This window comes from Mesorhizobium sp. M0189, from assembly GCF_040322135.1.
Lineage (GTDB): Bacteria > Pseudomonadota > Alphaproteobacteria > Rhizobiales > Rhizobiaceae > Mesorhizobium.
Genome location: NZ_JAMYSW010000002.1, coordinates 380,839 through 399,862, shown reverse-complemented (window position 1 = coordinate 399,862; position 19,024 = coordinate 380,839). Strand labels below are relative to the sequence as shown.

General features: G+C 63.3%; 20 protein-coding genes. 12 read left to right on the top strand and 8 right to left on the bottom strand.

Annotated features, from left to right (window positions below):
• The first annotated feature begins 67 nt into the window (after positions 1–67).
• From murA to NKJ09_RS04830, 9 genes are all read left to right on the top strand, one after another.
• Positions 68–1,324 carry a UDP-N-acetylglucosamine 1-carboxyvinyltransferase gene (gene murA, locus NKJ09_RS04870; RefSeq protein ID WP_352493949.1) on the top strand — a complete coding sequence of 419 codons (1,257 nt, stop codon included), beginning with the start codon at positions 68–70 and terminating at the stop codon, positions 1,322–1,324.
• Positions 1,321–2,211, top strand: a complete 891-nt coding sequence (locus NKJ09_RS04865; RefSeq protein WP_352493948.1) for a glucosamine kinase nucleotide-binding domain-containing protein — start codon at positions 1,321–1,323, stop codon at positions 2,209–2,211. Before murA ends, NKJ09_RS04865 begins: the two co-directional genes overlap by 4 nt.
• A gap of 186 nt (positions 2,212–2,397) precedes the next feature.
• Positions 2,398–3,303 carry an N-acetylmuramic acid 6-phosphate etherase gene (murQ, locus tag NKJ09_RS04860; protein ID WP_502896899.1) on the top strand — a complete coding sequence of 302 codons (906 nt, stop codon included), beginning with the start codon at positions 2,398–2,400 and terminating at the stop codon, positions 3,301–3,303.
• A 99-nt stretch (positions 3,304–3,402) separates the two neighbouring features.
• Positions 3,403–4,923 (top strand): ABC transporter substrate-binding protein, encoded by a 1,521-nt coding sequence (locus tag NKJ09_RS04855; protein ID WP_352493947.1) that lies wholly within the window; start codon positions 3,403–3,405, stop codon positions 4,921–4,923.
• Between the two features lie 34 nt (positions 4,924–4,957).
• Positions 4,958–5,917 (top strand): ABC transporter permease, encoded by a 960-nt coding sequence (locus NKJ09_RS04850; protein WP_352482735.1) that lies wholly within the window; start codon positions 4,958–4,960, stop codon positions 5,915–5,917.
• Positions 5,917–6,756 carry an ABC transporter permease gene (locus tag NKJ09_RS04845; RefSeq protein WP_023716694.1) on the top strand — a complete coding sequence of 280 codons (840 nt, stop codon included), beginning with the start codon at positions 5,917–5,919 and terminating at the stop codon, positions 6,754–6,756. Before NKJ09_RS04850 ends, NKJ09_RS04845 begins: the two co-directional genes overlap by 1 nt.
• On the top strand, positions 6,753–8,501 hold the full coding sequence (locus tag NKJ09_RS04840) for an ABC transporter ATP-binding protein (protein ID WP_352493946.1): 1,749 nt from the start codon (positions 6,753–6,755) through the stop codon (positions 8,499–8,501). Before NKJ09_RS04845 ends, NKJ09_RS04840 begins: the two co-directional genes overlap by 4 nt.
• A gap of 70 nt (positions 8,502–8,571) precedes the next feature.
• Complete coding sequence (locus NKJ09_RS04835; protein WP_352482740.1) at positions 8,572–9,573, top strand: serine hydrolase domain-containing protein; 1,002 nt, start codon at positions 8,572–8,574, stop codon at positions 9,571–9,573.
• Positions 9,574–9,578: 5 nt separating this feature from the next.
• On the top strand, positions 9,579–10,703 hold the full coding sequence (locus tag NKJ09_RS04830; protein WP_352482741.1) for an anhydro-N-acetylmuramic acid kinase: 1,125 nt from the start codon (positions 9,579–9,581) through the stop codon (positions 10,701–10,703).
• Here the strand turns inward: NKJ09_RS04830 and NKJ09_RS04825 are convergent, their stop codons facing one another.
• The gene (locus NKJ09_RS04825) at positions 10,704–11,132 is read right to left on the bottom strand and encodes a GNAT family N-acetyltransferase (RefSeq protein WP_352482743.1); all 429 of its coding nucleotides are present in this window, start codon (positions 11,130–11,132) and stop codon (positions 10,704–10,706) included.
• Between the two features lie 49 nt (positions 11,133–11,181).
• On the bottom strand, positions 11,182–12,363 hold the full coding sequence (locus NKJ09_RS04820; protein ID WP_352493945.1) for an MFS transporter: 1,182 nt from the start codon (positions 12,361–12,363) through the stop codon (positions 11,182–11,184).
• 48 nt (positions 12,364–12,411) lie between these two features.
• Between NKJ09_RS04820 and NKJ09_RS04815 the strand changes: the two genes are divergently transcribed.
• The 3 genes from NKJ09_RS04815 (at position 12,412) to NKJ09_RS04805 (ending at position 14,569) form a co-directional block, all read left to right on the top strand.
• Complete coding sequence (locus NKJ09_RS04815) at positions 12,412–12,951, top strand: Lrp/AsnC family transcriptional regulator (protein WP_352482745.1); 540 nt, start codon at positions 12,412–12,414, stop codon at positions 12,949–12,951.
• A gap of 138 nt (positions 12,952–13,089) precedes the next feature.
• Positions 13,090–13,629, top strand: a complete 540-nt coding sequence (locus NKJ09_RS04810) for a dihydrofolate reductase family protein (RefSeq protein ID WP_023716688.1) — start codon at positions 13,090–13,092, stop codon at positions 13,627–13,629.
• 22 nt (positions 13,630–13,651) lie between these two features.
• Positions 13,652–14,569 (top strand): sigma-70 family RNA polymerase sigma factor, encoded by a 918-nt coding sequence (locus NKJ09_RS04805; RefSeq protein ID WP_352482747.1) that lies wholly within the window; start codon positions 13,652–13,654, stop codon positions 14,567–14,569.
• 74 nt (positions 14,570–14,643) lie between these two features.
• Here NKJ09_RS04805 and NKJ09_RS04800 read toward each other — a convergent pair whose 3' ends face one another.
• From NKJ09_RS04800 to NKJ09_RS04775, 6 genes are read right to left on the bottom strand one after another with little or no spacing between them, the layout of a single operon-like run.
• A complete protein-coding gene (locus NKJ09_RS04800) occupies positions 14,644–15,903 on the bottom strand; it encodes an ABC transporter substrate-binding protein (RefSeq protein WP_352482748.1) in 1,260 nt (419 codons plus the stop codon).
• Positions 15,904–15,951: 48 nt separating this feature from the next.
• Positions 15,952–16,380, bottom strand: a complete 429-nt coding sequence (locus tag NKJ09_RS04795; protein ID WP_023716686.1) for a DUF4440 domain-containing protein — start codon at positions 16,378–16,380, stop codon at positions 15,952–15,954.
• Positions 16,381–16,388: 8 nt separating this feature from the next.
• Positions 16,389–17,444, bottom strand: a complete 1,056-nt coding sequence (locus tag NKJ09_RS04790) for an aldo/keto reductase (protein WP_352482750.1) — start codon at positions 17,442–17,444, stop codon at positions 16,389–16,391.
• Complete coding sequence (locus NKJ09_RS04785; RefSeq protein WP_352482752.1) at positions 17,441–17,794, bottom strand: TIGR04076 family protein; 354 nt, start codon at positions 17,792–17,794, stop codon at positions 17,441–17,443. The genes NKJ09_RS04790 and NKJ09_RS04785 overlap by 4 nt, the downstream gene beginning before the upstream one ends.
• Positions 17,795–18,283 carry a DUF3830 family protein gene (locus tag NKJ09_RS04780; protein WP_352482754.1) on the bottom strand — a complete coding sequence of 163 codons (489 nt, stop codon included), beginning with the start codon at positions 18,281–18,283 and terminating at the stop codon, positions 17,795–17,797. It abuts the gene before it with no gap.
• Entirely contained in the window at positions 18,280–19,017 is a 738-nt protein-coding gene (locus tag NKJ09_RS04775) for a GntR family transcriptional regulator (RefSeq protein WP_084642406.1), read from the bottom strand. Before NKJ09_RS04775 ends, NKJ09_RS04780 begins: the two co-directional genes overlap by 4 nt.
• Positions 19,018–19,024 lie beyond the last annotated feature (7 nt).

The window sequence follows — 19,024 nt, the reverse complement described above, 5'->3', positions numbered from 1 at the left end:
GAATTCGGACATGAAAGATCGCCTGCAAGCGCGTAGACTCGCCGACACCTTGGATTAGGGCAGAGCCATGGATAGATTGCGGATCGTCGGCGGGCACAGGCTTGAGGGCGCGGTGACGATCTCCGGCGCCAAGAACGCGGCCTTGCCGCAAATAGCGGCAGCTTTGCTCAGCCCCCACCCGCTGCAGCTGACCAACCTGCCTGAGGTGACCGATGTCGACAACATGCTTGGCGTCGTCGGCCTTCATGGGGCTGAAGTCACCAGATCGGCGCATGCCGCCACAATCGATGCCAGTGCTGCCGTCTCTAGGGAGACAAGCTACGACACAGTCAGGCGCATGCGCGCGACGGTGCTGGTTCTCGGTCCGCTGCTTGCCCGCTTCGGCCATGCCCGGGTCTCGCTGCCTGGCGGATGCGCGATCGGCGCACGGCCGGTCGACATGCATGTCGCCGCGCTTGCGGCACTTGGCGCCGACATTGCCATCGAAAACGGGCTGATCGTCGCGTCTGCGCCGGGCGGACTGAAAGGCGCGCGCATCGTTTTGAGCTCGCCGTCGGTCGGCGCGACCGAAACTGCGATGATGGCGGCGACGACTGCACACGGCGAGACCGAGATCCTCAACGCGGCCCGCGAGCCGGAGGTGGCCGATCTTGCCGCCTGCCTGAACGCCATGGGCGCGCGGATCGAGGGCGCCGGCACGCACCGCATCCTGATCGCGGGCCGCACAGACTGGCGCGCCGCCACGCACGACATCATCCCGGACCGGATAGAGGCCGGCACCTATGCCGTCGCAGCGGCTATCACCGGCGGTCAGCTCGAGCTGACCCACGCGCGGCTCGAGCACATGGCATCCGTCGTCCAGCTGCTCGAAGCAGCCGGTGTGAAAATATGGCCGGGCGACCGCGGGCTGATCGTGTCGAGAGACGGGCCACTCGAGGCGGTCGACGTGACGACGGAGCCCTATCCGGGCTTTCCGACCGATCTTCAGGCGCAGTTCATGGCGTTGATGTGCTGTGCCGAGGGCGCTTCGCTGTTGCGCGAGACGATCTTCGAGAACCGTTTCATGCATGTGCCCGAACTGATGCGGCTCGGCGCCAATATCAAGCTGCAAGGCACCATGGCGCTGGTGCGCGGAGGCGAGAAGCTGAAGGGCGCGCAAGTGATGGCGACCGACCTGCGCGCCTCCGTCTCGCTGGTGCTGGCGGCGCTGGTGTCCGAAGGCGAGACAACGATCAACCGGGTGTACCACCTCGACCGTGGCTATGAGCAGCTGGACCGCAAGCTCCGCCTGTGTGGCGCCCAGATCGAGCGGATAAGTGGATGAGTGCCGGCGCGGTGTCTCCGCATTATTTCCTGGGCGTCGATGGCGGCGGAACCGGCTGCCGGGCGCGTATCGAAGACGAGGCAGGAACTGTGCTCGGGCAAGGCCTGTCGGGCCCGGCGACAACGCGGCTCGGTATAGAGGCGGCCTGGGCCTCGATTGCCAAAGCCTTTGGCGCGGCGATCGAAGAGGCAGGGTTCGCGGCGGTGGAAATCGCCAGGATCCGCGCCGGCATCGGTCTTGCCGGCATCGGCCGCAAGGGTGTGCTCGAGGCGTTTCGTGGCATCGAACATCGCTTTGCGAGCATCGACTTCGTCAGCGACGGCGTCGCGGCTTGCCTTGGCGCTCATTCGGGTCAAGACGGCGCCATCGTCATAGCCGGGACCGGTTCGATCGGGCTCGGCTTTGTCGAAGGGCGCGACCTGCGCGTCGGCGGCTACGGTTTTCCGATTTCCGACGAGGGCAGCGGCGCCGATCTCGGACTAAAGGCAGTGCAGCTTGCCTTGCGTGCCCATGACGGCCGGCATGAGCGGACGGCGCTGCTGACCGAGGTGATGCAGCGCTTCAGGGACGATCCGTTCGAGGCGGTGGCCTGGATGGACCGCGCCAGCGCGACCGACTATGCCGCCTTGGCGCCGATGGTGATCCGCCACGCCGACCAGGGCGATCCGGCCGGACGGCGCATCGTGCAAGGTGCTGCCGAGCAGGTCGACACGTTCGTGCGGGTGCTGTTCGAAAAGGGCGCGCCGCGGGTTACGCTGCTCGGCGGTCTGTCCAGCCCGCTAGAGCCATGGCTCGCTCCCGACGTCCGCCGACGTCTGAAGCCGGCCGATGGCGATGCGGTTTCGGGAGCCATAATCCTGGCTAGGAAATCCCTGTGTCAGCGATAGTGCTCCTGCCTTAAGGAATATTATATTCCTAGAATCCGTTGACACGAGGAATATCGAATTCTAAAAAGTTAACCAAGCAGAAGCAAGTTGCCGGTCGCCGGCTGCGGGCACTGGACGTCGGCTGGCACCGCATCACATTCCTGCTCACAGCAGATTGAAAGCAAGCAAGTGGTCGAACACGGGTTGATGTCGGAGCTGGAGCGATTGGTTTCCGAGGACCGGAATCCGAAGACGATGGACATCGATCTGTTGCCGACCCTCGAGGTGCTGCGCAAGATCAATGACGAGGACAAAGGCGTTGCGGCAGCCGTCGAGAAGGTCATCCCCGACATTGCTGCGGCCGTGGACCGGATCGTGAGCGCGTTCCAGAAAGGTGCACGCCTTGTCTATATGGGCGCGGGCACGAGCGGCCGGCTTGGCGTCCTCGACGCCTCGGAATGTCCGCCGACCTTCGGCGTGCCCGAGGACATGGTGATGGGCCTGATCGCCGGCGGCGTCGACGCGCTGGTGCACTCCGCGGAAGGCGCGGAGGACGATCCGAAGCAGGGAATAAAGGCGCTGCAGGACATCAAGCTGACCGCCGGCGACGTGGTGGTCGGCATCGCTGTCAGCGGACGCACACCCTATGTCATCGGCGGCTTGACCTATGCCAAGCAGGTGGGAGCCACCACCGTGGCGCTGTCCTGCAATCCGCGATCGACCATTGCCGGAATTGCCGATATTGCCATCTCTCCGGTGGTTGGACCGGAGGTCCTCACCGGCTCGACCCGGCTGAAATCGGGAACCGCGCAAAAGCTGGTGCTCAACATGCTGTCGACCGCCAGCATGATCCGCATCGGCAAGAGCTATCAGAACCTGATGGTTGACCTCAATCCAAGCAACAAGAAGCTGATCGCCAGGGCGGTCAGGATCGTGATGCAGACGACCGGCTGCGCGGCGCAGCAGGCACGACAGGCACTCGACCAGACCGGCAATGACGTAAAACTGGCAATCCTGGTGACGATCACCGGCATGGGCGTCGAAGAAGCACGTAAGGCGCTTGCCAATGCGGGAGGTTTCCTGCGCAAGGCGATAGGCGAAAAGACGGTGTAAGACCGCATGGATGCTGGGCCGATGTTCCGGGGCGTGTGTCCCTTTGAAGCGGTCCGGGGAACTGCAAGGCATCAGGTTTAACAATAATGGGAGACGACAATGGTACGGCACATTGGCAAGAAACTGCTTTCCGGGATGACGCTTGCGGCAATGCTGGCCATTGCCGCGGCACCGGTGCAGGCGAGTGCGGCGACGCTGCACATGGCCTGGTCGCAGGACGCCACCGGTCTTGATCCGCACAAGCAGACGGCATTCTCCTCGCTGCGGTTGCTGGAGCTGATCTATGAACCGCTGGTACGGCTCGACGCCAATCTGCAGATCACGCCCGCGATTGCCGACTCCTGGCAGTTCTCGGCGGACGGCAAGGAGCTGAGCTTCAGGCTCAATCCGAAAGCAAAATTCCAGAACGGCGCCGCCGTGACCTCGGCCGACGTCAAGGCATCTTTCGAGCGCATACTCGACGAGAAGACCGGTGCGGCCGCCCGCGCCAACTTTCTCTCGATCGCCAGCATCGACACGCCCGATCCAGCCACCGTCGTGTTCCACCTCTCGCAGCCGGATGTGCCGATCCTGACGGCGATGAGCGACGTCAATGCCGCGATCGTCCCGGCAAGCGAAATCACGGCCGGCTCGATCGGCACGACGACGGTCGGCTCGGGTCCGTTCAAGCTCGAAAAGTGGGATCCTAATTCCAAGGAAGTGCTTGTCGCCAACAAGGATTGGGCGGGCGGCGCGACCGGTGTCGACGGCATCGAGATCAGCGTGCTGCCGGACGAAACGGCGATCCTGGCGGCGATGCGCACCAAGCAGATCGACTTCGCCCTGCTCAACGATCCACTTGTCGCCACGCTGGTGCCCAAGGAGGCCAGCCTGCAGTTGAACCGCGTGCCGGTGCTTGCCTACCACGTGCTGCAGCTCAATCCGTCCCGCAAGCCGATGACCGAACTCAAGGTGCGTCAGGCGATCTCCTGCGCCATCGACCGGCAGGAAGTGCTGGACACCGCCTCGCTCGGCGAAGGCAAGGTCACCGGCCCGCTGACCATCCCGGCGCTGGCGACCGATCCGAGCCAGTTGTTCTGCTACAAGCGCGACGTCGAGAAGGCCAAGCAACTGATGACTGAAGCCGGCTATGCCGACGGCTTTTCGGCGACCGTGATCGGCGCCACCGGCGAGCCGCCGACAGCAGCGGCGGAAGCCCAGGTCATCCAGTCGCAGCTCGCCGAAATCGGCGTCAAGCTCGACATCAAAATGATGGAGCTCAACGTCTATGTCGATGCATGGCTGAAGGGCGATTTCGACATGGCCGTCGCGCTGAACGGCGGCAGGGCCGATCCCTACACTATGTATAATCGCTACTGGACCAAGACCGGCAATCTGCAGAAGGTGGCGAACTATATCGACGATACGCTGGACGGCCTGATGCAGAAGGGCCGCACCGAGACCGACCCGGCGGCGCGCAAAGCGATCTTCGCCGACTTCGAGAAGCACATCACTGAGATGTCGCCCTGGATATGGCTCTACACGTCCTACAGCTACACGGCCCAGCAGAAGAATATCGCGGGATTCGAACCGGTGCCGACAGGTTCGCTGTTCAGCCTCGCCAAGGTGACGATCCAGTAGCTGCTTCGATGCCGGACGAGAGGATATTCTTCGCGTGAACTATCTGATGCGGCGACTGGCGACCTTCCCTCTCGTCCTGCTTGGCGTGTCCATCGTGGTGTTCCTGGCAATCCGGATGGTTCCGGGCGATTCGATCACGGCGATGCTGGGAAGCGAAGCCGGCCTGCTGACGCCTCCTCAGCGCGACGCGCTTGCGGCCTATTTCGGCATCGACCAGCCCTGGTTCATCCAGTACTGGCGTTGGCTGCTTGGTCTTTTCCAAGGCAATCTCGGCATTTCGTCCACCTATGGCAGGCCGGTGCTCGGCGTTATTCTCGAACGCTTCCCGCTGACGCTGGAGCTTGCGCTGCTGTCGATGATCATCGCCCTTGTCGTCGGCATGCCGGCCGGGATCTTTGCCGCCACCCACAATGAGAAGCTTTCCGATCTCGGCGTGCGCGTTGTCGCAATGATCGGACAATCGACGCCGAACTTCGTCCTTGCACTGCTGATCATCTACACGCTGTCGGCGGGGTTTGGCGTTTTGCCGGCGATGGGCGAGTTTTCGCCGCTGTGGCGGGATCCGCTGCGCAATCTCAGCCAGCTGTTGCTGCCGGCCGTCACGCTCGGTTTCGCCTTCGCGGCGTCGGTCACCCGTATATCGCGTTCGGCGATGCTCGACGTGCTGAGCGACGATTACGTCAGGACCGCGCGCAGCAAGGGCGTCTCGGCGCGCGGCGTCATCTGGCGGCATGCTTTGCCCAATGCGCTCATCCCGGTCGTGACGCTGAGCGGCATAGAGTTCGGCTATCTCCTGGGCGGGGCAGTCATCGTCGAGCAGATCTATGCGCTGCCCGGTCTCGGCCGCATGGTGCTGGACGCCATCCTGCAGCGCGACTATGCGCTGGTGCAGGGAAGCGTGCTGTTCATCGCCTTCAACTTCATGATCGTCAATCTCCTCGTCGACCTCGCCTATGTCGCGCTCGACCCGCGTATTCGGCTAAGCGAGCACTGATGGCGACATTGCGGGCCATACTTGCGCACACCAGCGGCCGCATCGGCGGTGCCATCGTTGCGCTTTATCTGCTGCTTGCCGTACTTGGCATGCTGGGGCTGACGCCGGACAATCCGCTGACGCAGCACCGGGTCGAGCGGCTGCATGCGCCTGACAGCACTTACTGGATGGGCACGGACCTGTTCGGCCGCGATGTCGCAAGCCGGCTGATGACCGGGATCGGCCAGTCCTTCCTCGTGGCCTTCTTTTCGGTCGCCTTCGCGACACTGGCCGGCACCGTGCTCGGGCTGGCGGCAGCCTGGTTCGGGCGCCGCTGGGACGGCCTGGTGATGCGCATCATGGATGTGCTGCTGGCATTCCCGGCGATCCTGCTGGCGCTGCTGATCGTCGCGGTTGCGGGACCGGGAACCTGGACCAGTGTCGTCGCCATTGCCATCGTCTACACGCCGATCTTCACGCGCGTGGTGCGCGGCCCGGCTCTGTCGCTCAAGGCGCGTGAGTTCGTCGACGCGGCCCGCACGTTCGGCAGCAGCTCGAGCTACATCGTGACACGGCATCTGCTGCTCAATCTGGTCGCGCCGTTGACCGTTCAGGTGACGCTGGCGCTGGCCTGGGCACTGCTCACCGAAGCCGGCTTGAGCTTCCTCGGGCTCGGCACGCAGCCGCCCGCCGCGTCGCTCGGCCTGATGCTGAGCGACAGCCGCAACCTGATGGAGACAGCTCCCTGGTTGATGATCTTCCCGGGGGTGGCGATCATGATCAGCATCCTCGGTTTCAACCTGCTCGGCGATGCGTTGCGCGATGTGCTCGACCCGAAGACGCGGAGATCGATCGCATGATCCCGCTGCTGTCCGTCAGCGGTTTGCGCGTCGGCTTCGGCCGAAAGCCGTCAGCCAATGAGGTCGTGCGCGGCGTCAGCTTCGATCTCGCTGACGGCGAAACGCTGGCCATCGTCGGCGAAAGCGGCTCGGGCAAATCGGTGACGGCGCTCTCGATCAATCGCCTTGTCGATTATGGCGGCGGCCGCATCACCGCGGGCTCGATCAAGCTGAAGCGGGCCGACGGCAGCATGTTCGACCTGACCGCCGCGGCCGAGCCGCAGCTGACGAAGATCCGCGGCGGCGAAATCGGCATGATCTTCCAGGAGCCGATGACCTCGCTCAATCCGGTGCTGACCATCGGCAGGCAGATCGAGGAGTCGTTTCGCCTGCATCGCGGCCTGACCGGCCGGCAAGCGACGGCGGCGGCCAAGGACGCGCTCGACCGTGTGCGCATTCCCGACGCAGCACGGCGGCTGAAATACACGCCCAACCAGCTTTCGGGCGGCATGCTGCAGCGGGTGATGATCGCCATGGCGCTCGCCTGCAACCCGCGCCTGCTCATTGCCGACGAGCCAACGACGGCGCTGGATGTTACGGTGCAGGCGCAGATCATGGCGTTGCTCGCCGAGTTGAAGCAGGAAACCGGGATGTCGATGATCTTCATCACCCACGACATCGGCTTGGTTGCAGGTATCGCCGACAAGGTGATGGTGATGCAAAGCGGAGAAGCTGTCGAGCAAGGCGCGCTGAACCAGATATTGGACGATCCGCAGCATCCCTATACGCGGCATCTGCTTCATGCGGTGCCGCATTTCGCCGGCGGCAGTGCGACACGCAAAGACATGCAACGCGAAAAGCAAAAAGCTACCGAGCCGGCGCTGAAGGTCGATGGCCTCGTGGTGCGATTTCCCGTCAAGGGTGGCTTTTTCAGCCGCGCCAGCGGTGCCGTGCATGCGGTGGACGGTGTGGATTTCGACTTGATGCCGGGCGAAACATTGGCCGTCGTCGGCGAGAGCGGTTCCGGAAAATCCACCGCCGCCCGTGCGATTCTGGGGCTGGTGCGCTCGACGCGCGGCACAATCTTGGCCAGCACGCGCAAGGCCGCCGCCGGGCAGAGCGCCCTTCCCGTGCAGATGGTGTTCCAGAATCCCTATGGCTCGCTTAATCCCAGGCTCGCCATCGAAAGCATTCTTGCGGAACCGGTGATCGCCACGGGCGGGCGGATAACTGCTGAGACGCGAGCGAAAATGGCCGCGCTGCTGAACCGCGTCGGCCTGCCGGAAAACAGCCTGCAGCGTTATCCGCACGAATTCTCCGGCGGCCAACGCCAACGGCTGTGCATTGCCCGTGCGCTGATGCTCAATCCCTCCGTTGTCGTCCTCGACGAAGCGGTTTCGGCGCTCGACGTATCGGTGCAGGCCAGAGTGCTGGAGCTTTTGATCGAGCTGCAGAGTGAATTCGGGCTGGCCTATCTGTTCATCTCGCATGACATGGCTGTGGTCGAGCGGATCGCCCATCGCATCGCGGTCATCTATGCCGGCCAGATCGTCGAGATCGGCGATGCCAGATTGGTGCTCTCGGAGCCGAAGCACTCCTATACCAAACAGCTTATCGCGGCCGTTCCCACCATAGACCGGCGGCATGAACGTTTCGAGCTGGACACGCGCCAGGTTCCCTCGCTCGTGCGTCCGCTGGGATTTGAGCCGGGCCCGGCAAAATGGCAGCAGTTCGGGCCGGATCATAGAGTACGGGTGGAAGTGTGATGATTGTCGCCCGAAAGCATGCAGAGGCAGACGGACAGCTCCCTCGCTGCCTTTCAGACGGACGCCGCAATTGATCGATCCCGATCTCTTCTCCCGCGCATTCGCCCCTCTCGAAGCGGCAGTGGCTGCGGCGCGCATTCCGGGCGGCGTGCTCGGCATGGTCGACCGGGACGGCGAACGCATCGTCCGGGCAATCGGCTCAGCCCAAGTCGTGCCGAAGATAAGGCCGATGCATGTCGGGACATGGTTCGATCTGGCATCCCTGACAAAAATCATCTTCACCACACCGCGCATTTTGGCGCTGGCGGAAGAGGGGGTCATCGACCTCGACGCGCCGCTGATTTCGGTCCTGACCGATCTTCGCCAATATGACGAAAAGGCCTGGGAGCGGACGGTGACGTTTCGCCAGTGCCTCGGCCATCAGACACCGTTTCCCGCCGTCGCGCCGATCTACACCTATGGGCGTGACCCCGAGCTGTTGCGCGCCTTTGTCTTGCAGCGCGAGTGGCAGGTCGGGGAGCCGGTCTATTCCGATATCAACTTCATTCTGCTCGGCTTCGTCCTGGAGCGCCTGTCCGGCAAGACCATTCGCGACATGGATCCCGGTCCTGGCTTCGCGTTCTCCGCCGAACCGGGTCAAGCGGCGGCCACAGAAGATTGCACATGGCGCCATCGCGTGCTGTCAGGCGAGGTCCACGACGACAATTGCTCGGCATTGCAAGGGGCCGGTCACGCCGGGCTGTTCGGAACGGCAGCTTCGGTCCTCGACTTTGCGCGAGGGCTGCTGGACGGGACCGGCGCGTCGCAGCGTTCGATAGCGCTGATGCGCACGCCCTTGTCGGCAACCCGCACCCATGGCTGGGAGCGACCCTACGAAGGCTGGTCCGGCGGCCGGCTGTGCAGCCCCGAAACCATCGGGCATACCGGCTTCACCGGCACCGGGCTTTGGGTCGACTTCGACAAAAGCAGAGCGTGGACCTTGCTCACCAACCGGATCCATCCGACACGTCATTTCAACAGCGGGATCGCAGCGCTTCGCCAAGCGGTCGGCGATCTCGTCAACGGAGCCTGACAATCATGAAAAATGGCGAACCAATGTGGGCCGTCGGCTTGATGACCGGCACCGTGCTGGACGGCAATATCGACGTCGCGCTGATCAAGACCGACGGCGAGCGGATCGCGGATTTCGGCACCTACACGCTGGCCCCCTACCCGCAGTCGATCCGGACCTTGCTGGAAGAGACGCTTAGGCAGGCAAGGAACTGGAATTTCACCGGGCCGGAACCGGCAATCTTCCACGAGGCAGAGGAGGCGCTGACGCGCGCCCAGTCTGCGGCGGTCAAGGATCTTGTCGAAAGCCACGGCCTGACCATGGCCGACATCGGCGTCGTCGGCTTTCATGGCCAGACCGTGCTGCACCGTGCCCCGCAAGTAGGCCGACTGGGCCAGAGTCGCCAGCTCGGTGATGGCGAGCTGATGCATGCCATCCTGGGCACCAAGGTCGCCTATGACTTCCGCTCGGCCGACATGCGCGCCGGCGGCCAGGGCGCGCCGCTGTCGGCGGCCTATCACGCCGCGCTGCTGCGCGAAGCCGACGCCAGCGGCGACACGGCGGTGCTCAATCTCGGCGGCGTCGCCAACATCACCTGGTGGGACGGCAAGGACAATGTCATCGCTTTCGATACCGGACCCGCCAACGCGCCGCTGAACGACTTCATCAAGTCGAAGGGGCTTGGCGAAATGGACCGCGACGGCGCGCTGGCTCGCGTCGGGACGGTCGATGAGGCACGGTTGGCCAAGCTCCTGCAGCACCCGTACTTGACCAAGCCATACCCGAAATCGCTGGACCGTTTCGATTTCGGCGCCTCGATGGCGGAAGGGATGAATGCCGAGGATGGCGCTGCCCTGCTGACGGCCTTCACCGCGGCCGCGGTCGGCAAGGCGCTCGATCTTCTGCCGCGCCGGCCGAAGCGGCTGGTGGTCAGCGGTGGCGGTCGCCACAACCCAACGATCATGGCCATGCTTGCCAGCCGCGCCGGCGTCGAAGCCGTGCCGGCGGAGGCGCTTGGCTGGAAGGGCGACGCGGTGGAGGCGGAGTGTTTTGCCTTCCTGGCTGTGCGCGTGCTTAGGGGCTTGCCGATCAGCTTCCCCAGCACGACCGGCGTGCCACAGCCGATGTGCGGCGGACGCCTTGCCGGCTAGTTAAGCCACCAATTTCTTCTGCAGGAAGATACGGCTTCGGCCAATGGGAAAGTCGGCGAGCGCACCGAACGGTCGATAACCTTGGCGCTCATAGGCCTTGGCGGCCTTGGGATTGAACGTGTCGATCCAGGCGCCGTGACAGCCGCGCGCCATCGCCTCCCTCTCGGCTGCCTCGAGCATCCGGCCGGCCATGCGCTGGCCGCGCAGCTTTTCATCGACCCAGAGCCATTGCACATAGAGCCAGCCCCAGGCGGTGTATCCCGAGATGCCGGCGACAATCGCGCCGTGCTCATCGCGCACGAACACGGCCAATGTCTTCCTGCCGGAGGCGCCGACATCGCTGTCGTTGAACGCCGCAAGCCGCTCTCCAAGAAAAGCCAGCTCGTGCGGCAAGGGATTGGCGGTTGTCTCAAGCGTTGTATTGTCCATCCAACGAGCATCTATCGAAGGACCGGGCCGAGACGCAAGCCTTGCTGCGCTATAGCTTCGGCGAACGCCACGCCACTGCCGCAGCAGCGATCAGCATGAGCAAGGCTGCAACCACCGCCGATGCCGCAAACCCGAACGTGGAATAAAGCGGCCCGAACGCCGTGGTGCCGACGAACACCGCGAGATAGGTCACCGCGCTGTTCAAACCCATGATCGTGCCGCGGCGCGCAGGGTCGAGCGCCGATAGGCGCATCACCAGGACGTTCAGCCCGAAATGATTGGCAAGGCCCCAGACGGCTATCATCGCTATGGTCAGGCCGAAGCTGCCACTTGCCGCAGCAATCGCGACATAGACGAGCGCGACGAGCAGATAGGCAAACGGCATGACCCGCCGCGCGCCCAGACGATCGATGACGCCGTCAAGAAGTGCCGCCGTGCCAAAGCCGGCGCCATAGGCGAGCGCGGCCAGCCCGTTGGCACTGACCGGCCGTCCCAGGCCGTTGTGAAGGTGATCGCCGAGATAGCCATAGACGCCATAAAACGCCGTCATGAAGGCGGCGCAGGCGACCAGAAGCGGCACTATGCCGGGAATACCCAAGGCGCCCAGCGGCGTCGGTGCCGGACCGCTCTTCCTGACGTCGCTGAGCAACGTCAACGTGAGGCTGGCCAATGCGAGTGTTGCGAGCACCGCGACCGCCGCGAACACGGCGCGCCAATGCACCAGGTCGGCAAGTACGGCCGACAGCGAAACGCCGGCGACCATGCTCAGCGTCCAGCCGGTCAGCACGACGCCGATGGTCCCGCTTTCACGACCGGGCGGCGCAATCGCGGCGGAGCTGGCATAGATTGCCGGCATGGCGACACCCGCAGCAATGCCGGCGAGAAGCTGGGCCGCGACCAGCGCCGTCACCGTCGGCGCCGCAGCGCTGGCGACGAGCGCTATTGCCAGCAGCAGCAACGCTCCCTGCAGCATGCGGCGGGCGCCGAGCCGGTCGATGTAGCGCGCCAGGAACAAGGCGCTTGCCGACGTACCGAGCCCGAACGCGGCGGACGCGATCATGACCGCCGGCACGCTTGTGCCGAACGACGCGGCCACCGCCGGTGCAATCGGACCGAGCACAAGCGAGTTCGAGCCGATCACGGCAATGCACCCGGTCAGCAGGTAAGCGAGTGCCGGGATTGGCGGCTTGGGGGCCGCTGCGAATGTGGCGACTTGATCACTGTTCGACATATGGCAATAATGGCCGTATTAAATTCTGCTTCAATCGGGAATTTTAATATGGATGAAGAAACAGATGGCATTCCGCAGAACAGGCCTGCCGCCCGCGATATCGATGCAATCGACCGAAAAATATTAGGCGTCCTGGTCGACGACGCGACGATCAGCTATGCCGAGCTCGGCGACCGCGTCGGCCTTTCGCCGCCGGCAGTCCATGAACGCGTCAAGCGCCTGCGGCGGAGTGGCGCCATCCGCAACACCGCGGCCATCATCGATCCCAAGGCGGTACACAAGCCGCTGCTCGCCTTCGTCCATATCGATACCAAGGGGTGGGGAAAGACGCCGGAGCTGATGGCGATTTCCGAACATCCCGAAGTCGAGGAGATCCATTCGGTGGCCGGCGACACATGCATGCTGATCAAGGTCCGCACCGAGGACACGCGGGCGCTCGAAGGCCTGCTGTCGCGCCTCTACGAAACACCCGGCGTCACCTCGACGCGAAGTTACGTGGTGCTATCGACCTATCTGGAGCGGCCAGTGCAGCCGGGGATTACGACGGAGTGGCCGACGCCCCGGCACATGGCCAAGCCGCTCTATTAACTCAAACGATCCTCACGCGTATCCAAAGTCGAACCGGGAACGTCCTAGAGACTGCATCCTGTGGTTATCCATCGGGCCGTTTCGTTTTCGTCGGTTCTTGGGTCTCACGGGACGCCTGTGCGCAACCGGAGATATGCGATGAGAAAATTGATAGTGGGCAGCTTCATTTCGCTGGACGGCGTCATCGAAGCGCCAATGGAATGGGCCTCGCCCTTCTTCGACGAGGAGATGAAGGAGCACTCCTATGAAAAGGCCGGCGAGGCCGATTTTTTCCTGCTCGGCCGCATCACCTATGAAATGTTTTCGGCGCGCTGGCCGCAGGTCAAAGGCAGCAAGTACATGGACCGCATGAACGGACTGAAGAAGCTCGTTGCGTCGCGCAGCCTCAAGGAGGTGAGCTGGAACGCATCGCTGATCGAAGGCGACGTCGCTGCCGAAATTGCCAGGATCAAGCAACAGGCCGGCGGCAACATACTGAAGTATGGAGTGAGCAATCTCGACCAGACGCTGCTCGCCAACAGGCTTGTCGACGAGTATCAACTCTCGATCGTGCCGACCCGCGTCGGGCATGGCAAACGCGCTTTCCAGGATGTCGACCCATCCCTGGTCAAGCTGGAGCTTATAGATACGCACCGTTTCAAGAACGGCGTCATTACGCTGACCTATGTCCCGCTGTGATCCGCCGCCGAATTGAATGCCCATGAAGATGCAGCCAAGACTTGACCCGACCGGGCTTTTCGACGTCCGCTACGCCGGCTTCCTGGAGACAGTCGCGCATTTGCGTGGGCGGCTGCACCGCTACTGTGCACGCATGACCGGTTCGACGCTCGACGCCGAAGACGTGATGCAAGAGGCGCTGTTCGAGGCCTATCGGAAGATCGAGAAGCTGGACGATGCGAGTGCTCTTCGCCCCTGGCTGTTTCGCATTGCACATAATCGCTGCATCGATTTCCTGCGAAGCCGGCAGGTGCGTCAGCATGCGGAGGCCAATTTCGTCGAAGACGAGATCATCCTGCCGGTCGAGCCGGTGGGCAACGGCGCGGATCGCGCGATCGAACGGCTGGTTATCCACCTGCCGCCCAAGGAACGCGCCTGCGTCCTGCTCAAGGATGTCTTCGACTATTCGCTGGAAGAGATCGCCGATCTCGTCGGCTCGACCGTGGGTGGCGTCAAGGCCGCGTTGAGCCGTGGCCGCTCCAAATTGGCCGCCTTGTCAGGCGAGCCAATCGTCCGTTCGGAGCCCCAGCGCGATCCGGAACTTCTGGAATTGCTCAGCCGCTATGTCGAACTGTTCAATCGCCGCGACTGGGACGGGGTACGGGCGCTGACCAGCGCGGATGCCCAATTGCAAGTCGCGGATTGCTTCAAGGGAAGGCTATCGGAATCACCTTACTTCGTTGAATACGAAAGAGCCTCGACGACCTGGAAAATGGCGATTGGCATAATCGATAGCGAGGCGGTGCTGCTCGTGCTTCACCATGGCGAAGACGGTTGGAAGCCGGCCCATCCGGTTCGGATCGAAGCCGCTGGCGGGATCATAAATCGCGTCACCGATTACTATGCCTGCCCCTGGATCATGCCGGCCGCTGGTGCGGTGGTCGTTTCCGGGCCGGCCTAACCGGCAGCAGGACCTGCAAGTGTCCGGCATCGACCTCAATGAAATGGGATCGATGCCGGACGGGGCATAGGCGCTTACTGAAGTTTCGCCTGCAAGGCGTTGACGTCATCCGTCGTCATTTCGCCGTCGGTCGTCACCTTGCCGTCGATGATCTTCCAGAGCCGGAACGGGCCGGTGATGTCGCCATACTTATCGAAGGCGACCGGACCGATGACGCCTTCGTAGCGGATCGGCTTGCCCTCCTTGATCAGGCCGAGCGCCTTGGCGAACTCGTCCTTGCCGGCATAGATCGGCGTGCCGGCCGGGTCGACCGCCTTGTACATCGCGTCCTTGATCTTGGCCGGATCCTCAGAGCCGGCAATGGCGATGGCCAAGCCGACGATGGCGCCGGCATCATAGGATCGATCGGCCGCCGGGTTCGAGGGTTCGATGCCCGAAAATTCCTTGTAGTTTTTGGTGAAATACTCGGTCGATGCGGTCGGGCTGGTGCCGGAGGAAGTGCCGTACGCATCCTTCAGGTAATCCGCGCCAACGGATTCGATGAAGTCCGGGCTGTTCATGCCGTCATTGAGCAGGAACTTCTGGACACCGCCCTGCGAAATCCAGGTGCGGGCGATGGTCGCGCCGTCGACAGGCGTGCTGACGAGATAAAGCCCGTCCGGTTCGCCGGCCATCGCCGCGGTCACTTCCGAGGCATAGCTCGACTGCTTTTCATTGTAGGGCGTGTCGGAGACGATGGTGCCGCCGAGCGCCTTATAGGCGCGTGAGAATTCCGCCACCATGTTAACGCCGAAGTCGTTGTTGACGTGGATGACCGACAGCTTCTTGAAACCCTTGTCGATGGCGTATTTGGCGGCAGCGACACCCTGCAGCGCATCAGATGTGATGGTGCGGAAGAAGATGCCGTTGGTCTTGCCGTCGCGCCCAAGCGCCGTCAGCGTCGGCGACGAGGAAGCAGGCGACACCTGGACGATCTTGGCCGGAGCGGTGACCGAGGTCAGGATCGGGATCGACACCGAGGAAATGATGCCGCCGATGATCACCGGCACCTTCTTGACCTGCACGAGTTGTGTCGCGGCATCGACCGCGATGTTGCCTTGGCTCTGGCTGTCGCGGGTGTCGGTTGCTAGGTCGCAGCCGCGCACGCCGCCCGCCTCGTTGATATCGCGGAAGGCCATTTCGACCGATTTTGCGCCGGCCTGGCCGTATTCGCCGGCGGGACCGGTCAGTTCCATGACGAGGCCGACCGTGATCTTGCAATCCGCGGCCTGCGCTGCACCGGCCGCTGTCACCAGAGCCAGCGCAGTGGTGATCTGAAGTATGGTCTTTTTCATTGTTGTTCCCCTTTCGTTACACGACTCTCATTGACGCCTTGAGCCTGTTCAGTCTTCCGGCATCTGCAGCCAGGTTTCATGCAGATGTCGCCATTCGACGCCGTTGGGCGCCGATGAGCTGGTGGTGAAGACCGCACTCGAGCGGCGGCGGCTGTGCTTGCCCCCGCGCTGCTGTGCTTCGATGTAACAGACGACGATCGTGTCGTCTGACTGCCAGCCGGCCCGGATATCCTCGATCGAGATACTGAAATCGCCATCAGAGGTGGCGCGGCTTGCCCTGACATGGTCGAGCACCGCGTCACGATCGAGGACCTGACCGTCCGGCGCAACCATGCAGAAGCCTTCGCCCATGACGCGTTCGAAGCGGCTGAAATCTGCATTGTCCGCACTCGCCGCATTGAACCAGTCGACGAAGAAGCGGTGGAGATCGACCACTTCGGCACTGGCGCGGGAAAGCAAGGAGGGCTTCTCGTCCATGGCCGCGCTCATTTCCTGCCTGCATTCAAATTGTAATGCATGATCGAGCCGTGGCGGCCGTGACGGTCGCGTTCCAATGTGTAGACGTCGCCCAGCGGCCCACGGCTTTGCGCGATCACGGCAGCGATCCTCGCCCGGTCGTCGGCATCGAGCGCGATGTCCATGATTCTGGCATTGGCAAGGGCGTGCGCCTGGTTGCGGGCGCCGACGATGACGGCCGCCACTTGCGGCTGCTCCAGCACCCAGGCGCTGGCGATGGTGGCGATGTCGACGCCGTGGTGGTCGGCGACGGCCTTCAGTGTGCGAAGCAACTCCTGGAAAAGCTCCCAACCGCCAAAGTCGTCGATGATCAGCTTGTATTTGACCAGCGACCGGTTTTCGAGTGGCGTTTGAGGCTCGGCAACGCCTAGCCATTTTTCGCTGAGGAAGCCGCCCGCCACCGAACCGTAGCAGAGGAAACTGACGCCGTGCTGGCTGGCGAGCGCCGCAAGGCTGTTGGCCGGCCGCTGGTCGAGTACCGAGTATTGCAGCTGTTGGCTGACCAGCGGCACGCCGGCGGCCAGGATCTCGGCCAGCCGCGGCGTGTCGAAATTGGTGGTGCCGATGTTGCGCACCTTGCCTCGGAGACGCAGGTCGTTGAGCCAGCCCATCGCATCGACGTAGCCCGGCAGCGCATAGTCCCACCAATGGAACTGAACGAGATCGAGCCGCTCGGTCTTCAGCCGCCGCAGCGACTGGTCGACGATGCTGCTGATGTAGTCGCGGCTGATGCTGGAAAGCCTTTCGAGGTCAGGCACCAGCTTGGTGTGCACCTTCATCTTGGCGGCGGCGTCGAGGCCGCGCTCATTGGCAAGCCGCAGGCGCGCGGCACCGATCAGTTCCTCGACGCCGGTATAGATGTCGGCACAGTCATAGGTCCCGATGCCGGCGTCGAACGTGGCGATCAGGTCGGTTACCGCCTGTTGGCGGTCGATCGCGCCGTGCCCGCCGGCAAGCTGCCAGCCGCCACGAATGACGCGCGAGATCGTGTAGCCGGGGCTGAGCTCGAACGCCTTGGCGGTCATCTCTGGTCAGTCTCCTTGGGCAGCGGCACAGCCGTGGTTTCTGAATGACTGAACCACCGCTTGCCGGTCCTGACGATCCTGAGCCGGCTGGCGCAATTGGGATCTGGACAGGCGATCTCGGCATCCGAAGTCATCCAGTCGTTCCTGTGGGTCGGGCGTTGCTTTGCGGCCAGAAGCGGCAACACTGCCGCAATGGAATAGATCGAGAAGCCCTGCCCCGTCGGCATCGACAGCATCTCGCCCTTCAACTCGAAATAGTCGCCGGCCTTGGCACCGCAATAGATCGGCTTGCCCTCGGGGACGACCGCCTCGACGCGAAGGTCGAAGAGTTCGAAACTGTCGTCGGCCATTCAGATCTCCACCCGGGTGAAGGTGATGTCACAGGCGCCGTTGCGGCGGATCGCGCCACAGGCGGCAGCGAATTGATCGCGCTCTTCGGGACGCACCTGCGCGACGACGCTTCCGGCAAGCCAGCCGATCGGGAACAGCAAGCGCGCGCCCGGTCCATAAAACAAGCCGATGTCGAAGATGGCATTCGGGTTGCCGCCCCACATGCGCGGCGGCACGTAGGACAACACGATGTCACCCGGCTGCGGCGTTAGCGTTGCGTTCTCCGCCGGCAAGGGCCTGGCATAGGTTTGGCCCTCAAGTTCGGCTGATGGAACCGGGCAGGAGATTTCCGGCCCGGTCCACATCGCATGGATGCCGGCAACGACGCGCGGCTGCTCGAGATAGGCCAGCAGGAAGGCGGCGTTGTCGGGCGCCTTTTCAGGCAACAGCAGCGCGGTCACGGAAAGCTTCGAGCGTGGCTCGGTGATCCTGATGCCAGGCGTCGTCATGCCCTCAATCCTTCTTTGCTTGCGGATTGGAGCTTGTCGCGCAGGAAGGCGAAGGGCCGGCTGATGTCCGCCACCAGCGCCTCGCGCGCTGCCTGGGCATCCTGCCTGGAAAGCGCTGCGACGATACTACGATGGTAGTGGGCGGTATCGACTTCACCGGCATCGGAAAATGCGTAAATGGCCACGCGAATGCACGGCCCGGATTGCAGCCACAGGCTCTCGATCATCGGGATCAGCACGGCGGAGCCACAGCATCGGTAGATCTCGAAGTGGAAGCTCTGGTTGAGCGTCGCCTCGCGGTCGATATCCTTCTTGTGCTTCAGCGCCCGCATCTCGTCCCATTGGCCCAGCATGGCTTCGACCGTGGCTATCTGGCGCGAATTCATGCGTGTAGCGGCAAGTGCTATCGCTTCGCCCTCTATGAGGGAGCGGGCGCGCAAGAGGTCGTCGATACGCTCCAGCGTGATAGGCGGCACGCGCACCGAGCGGTTGGGAAGCGCCTCCAGCGCCTTCTCGGTGATCAACCGCCCGAGCGCCTCACGCACCGGCATGGTACTGGTGATCAGCGCGTCGGCGAGGCCACGGATGGTCAGCACCTGACTCGGCTCAAAAAGGCCGCCGATTAAGGCACGGCGCAACTCCGAATAGACGCGATCCTGCACGGTTTCGCGGCCGACCGGCGTAAGCTGGGCTGCGATCGTTTCGTTATTCCGTTCGATGGCGGCCTTCTGCATGGGCAGT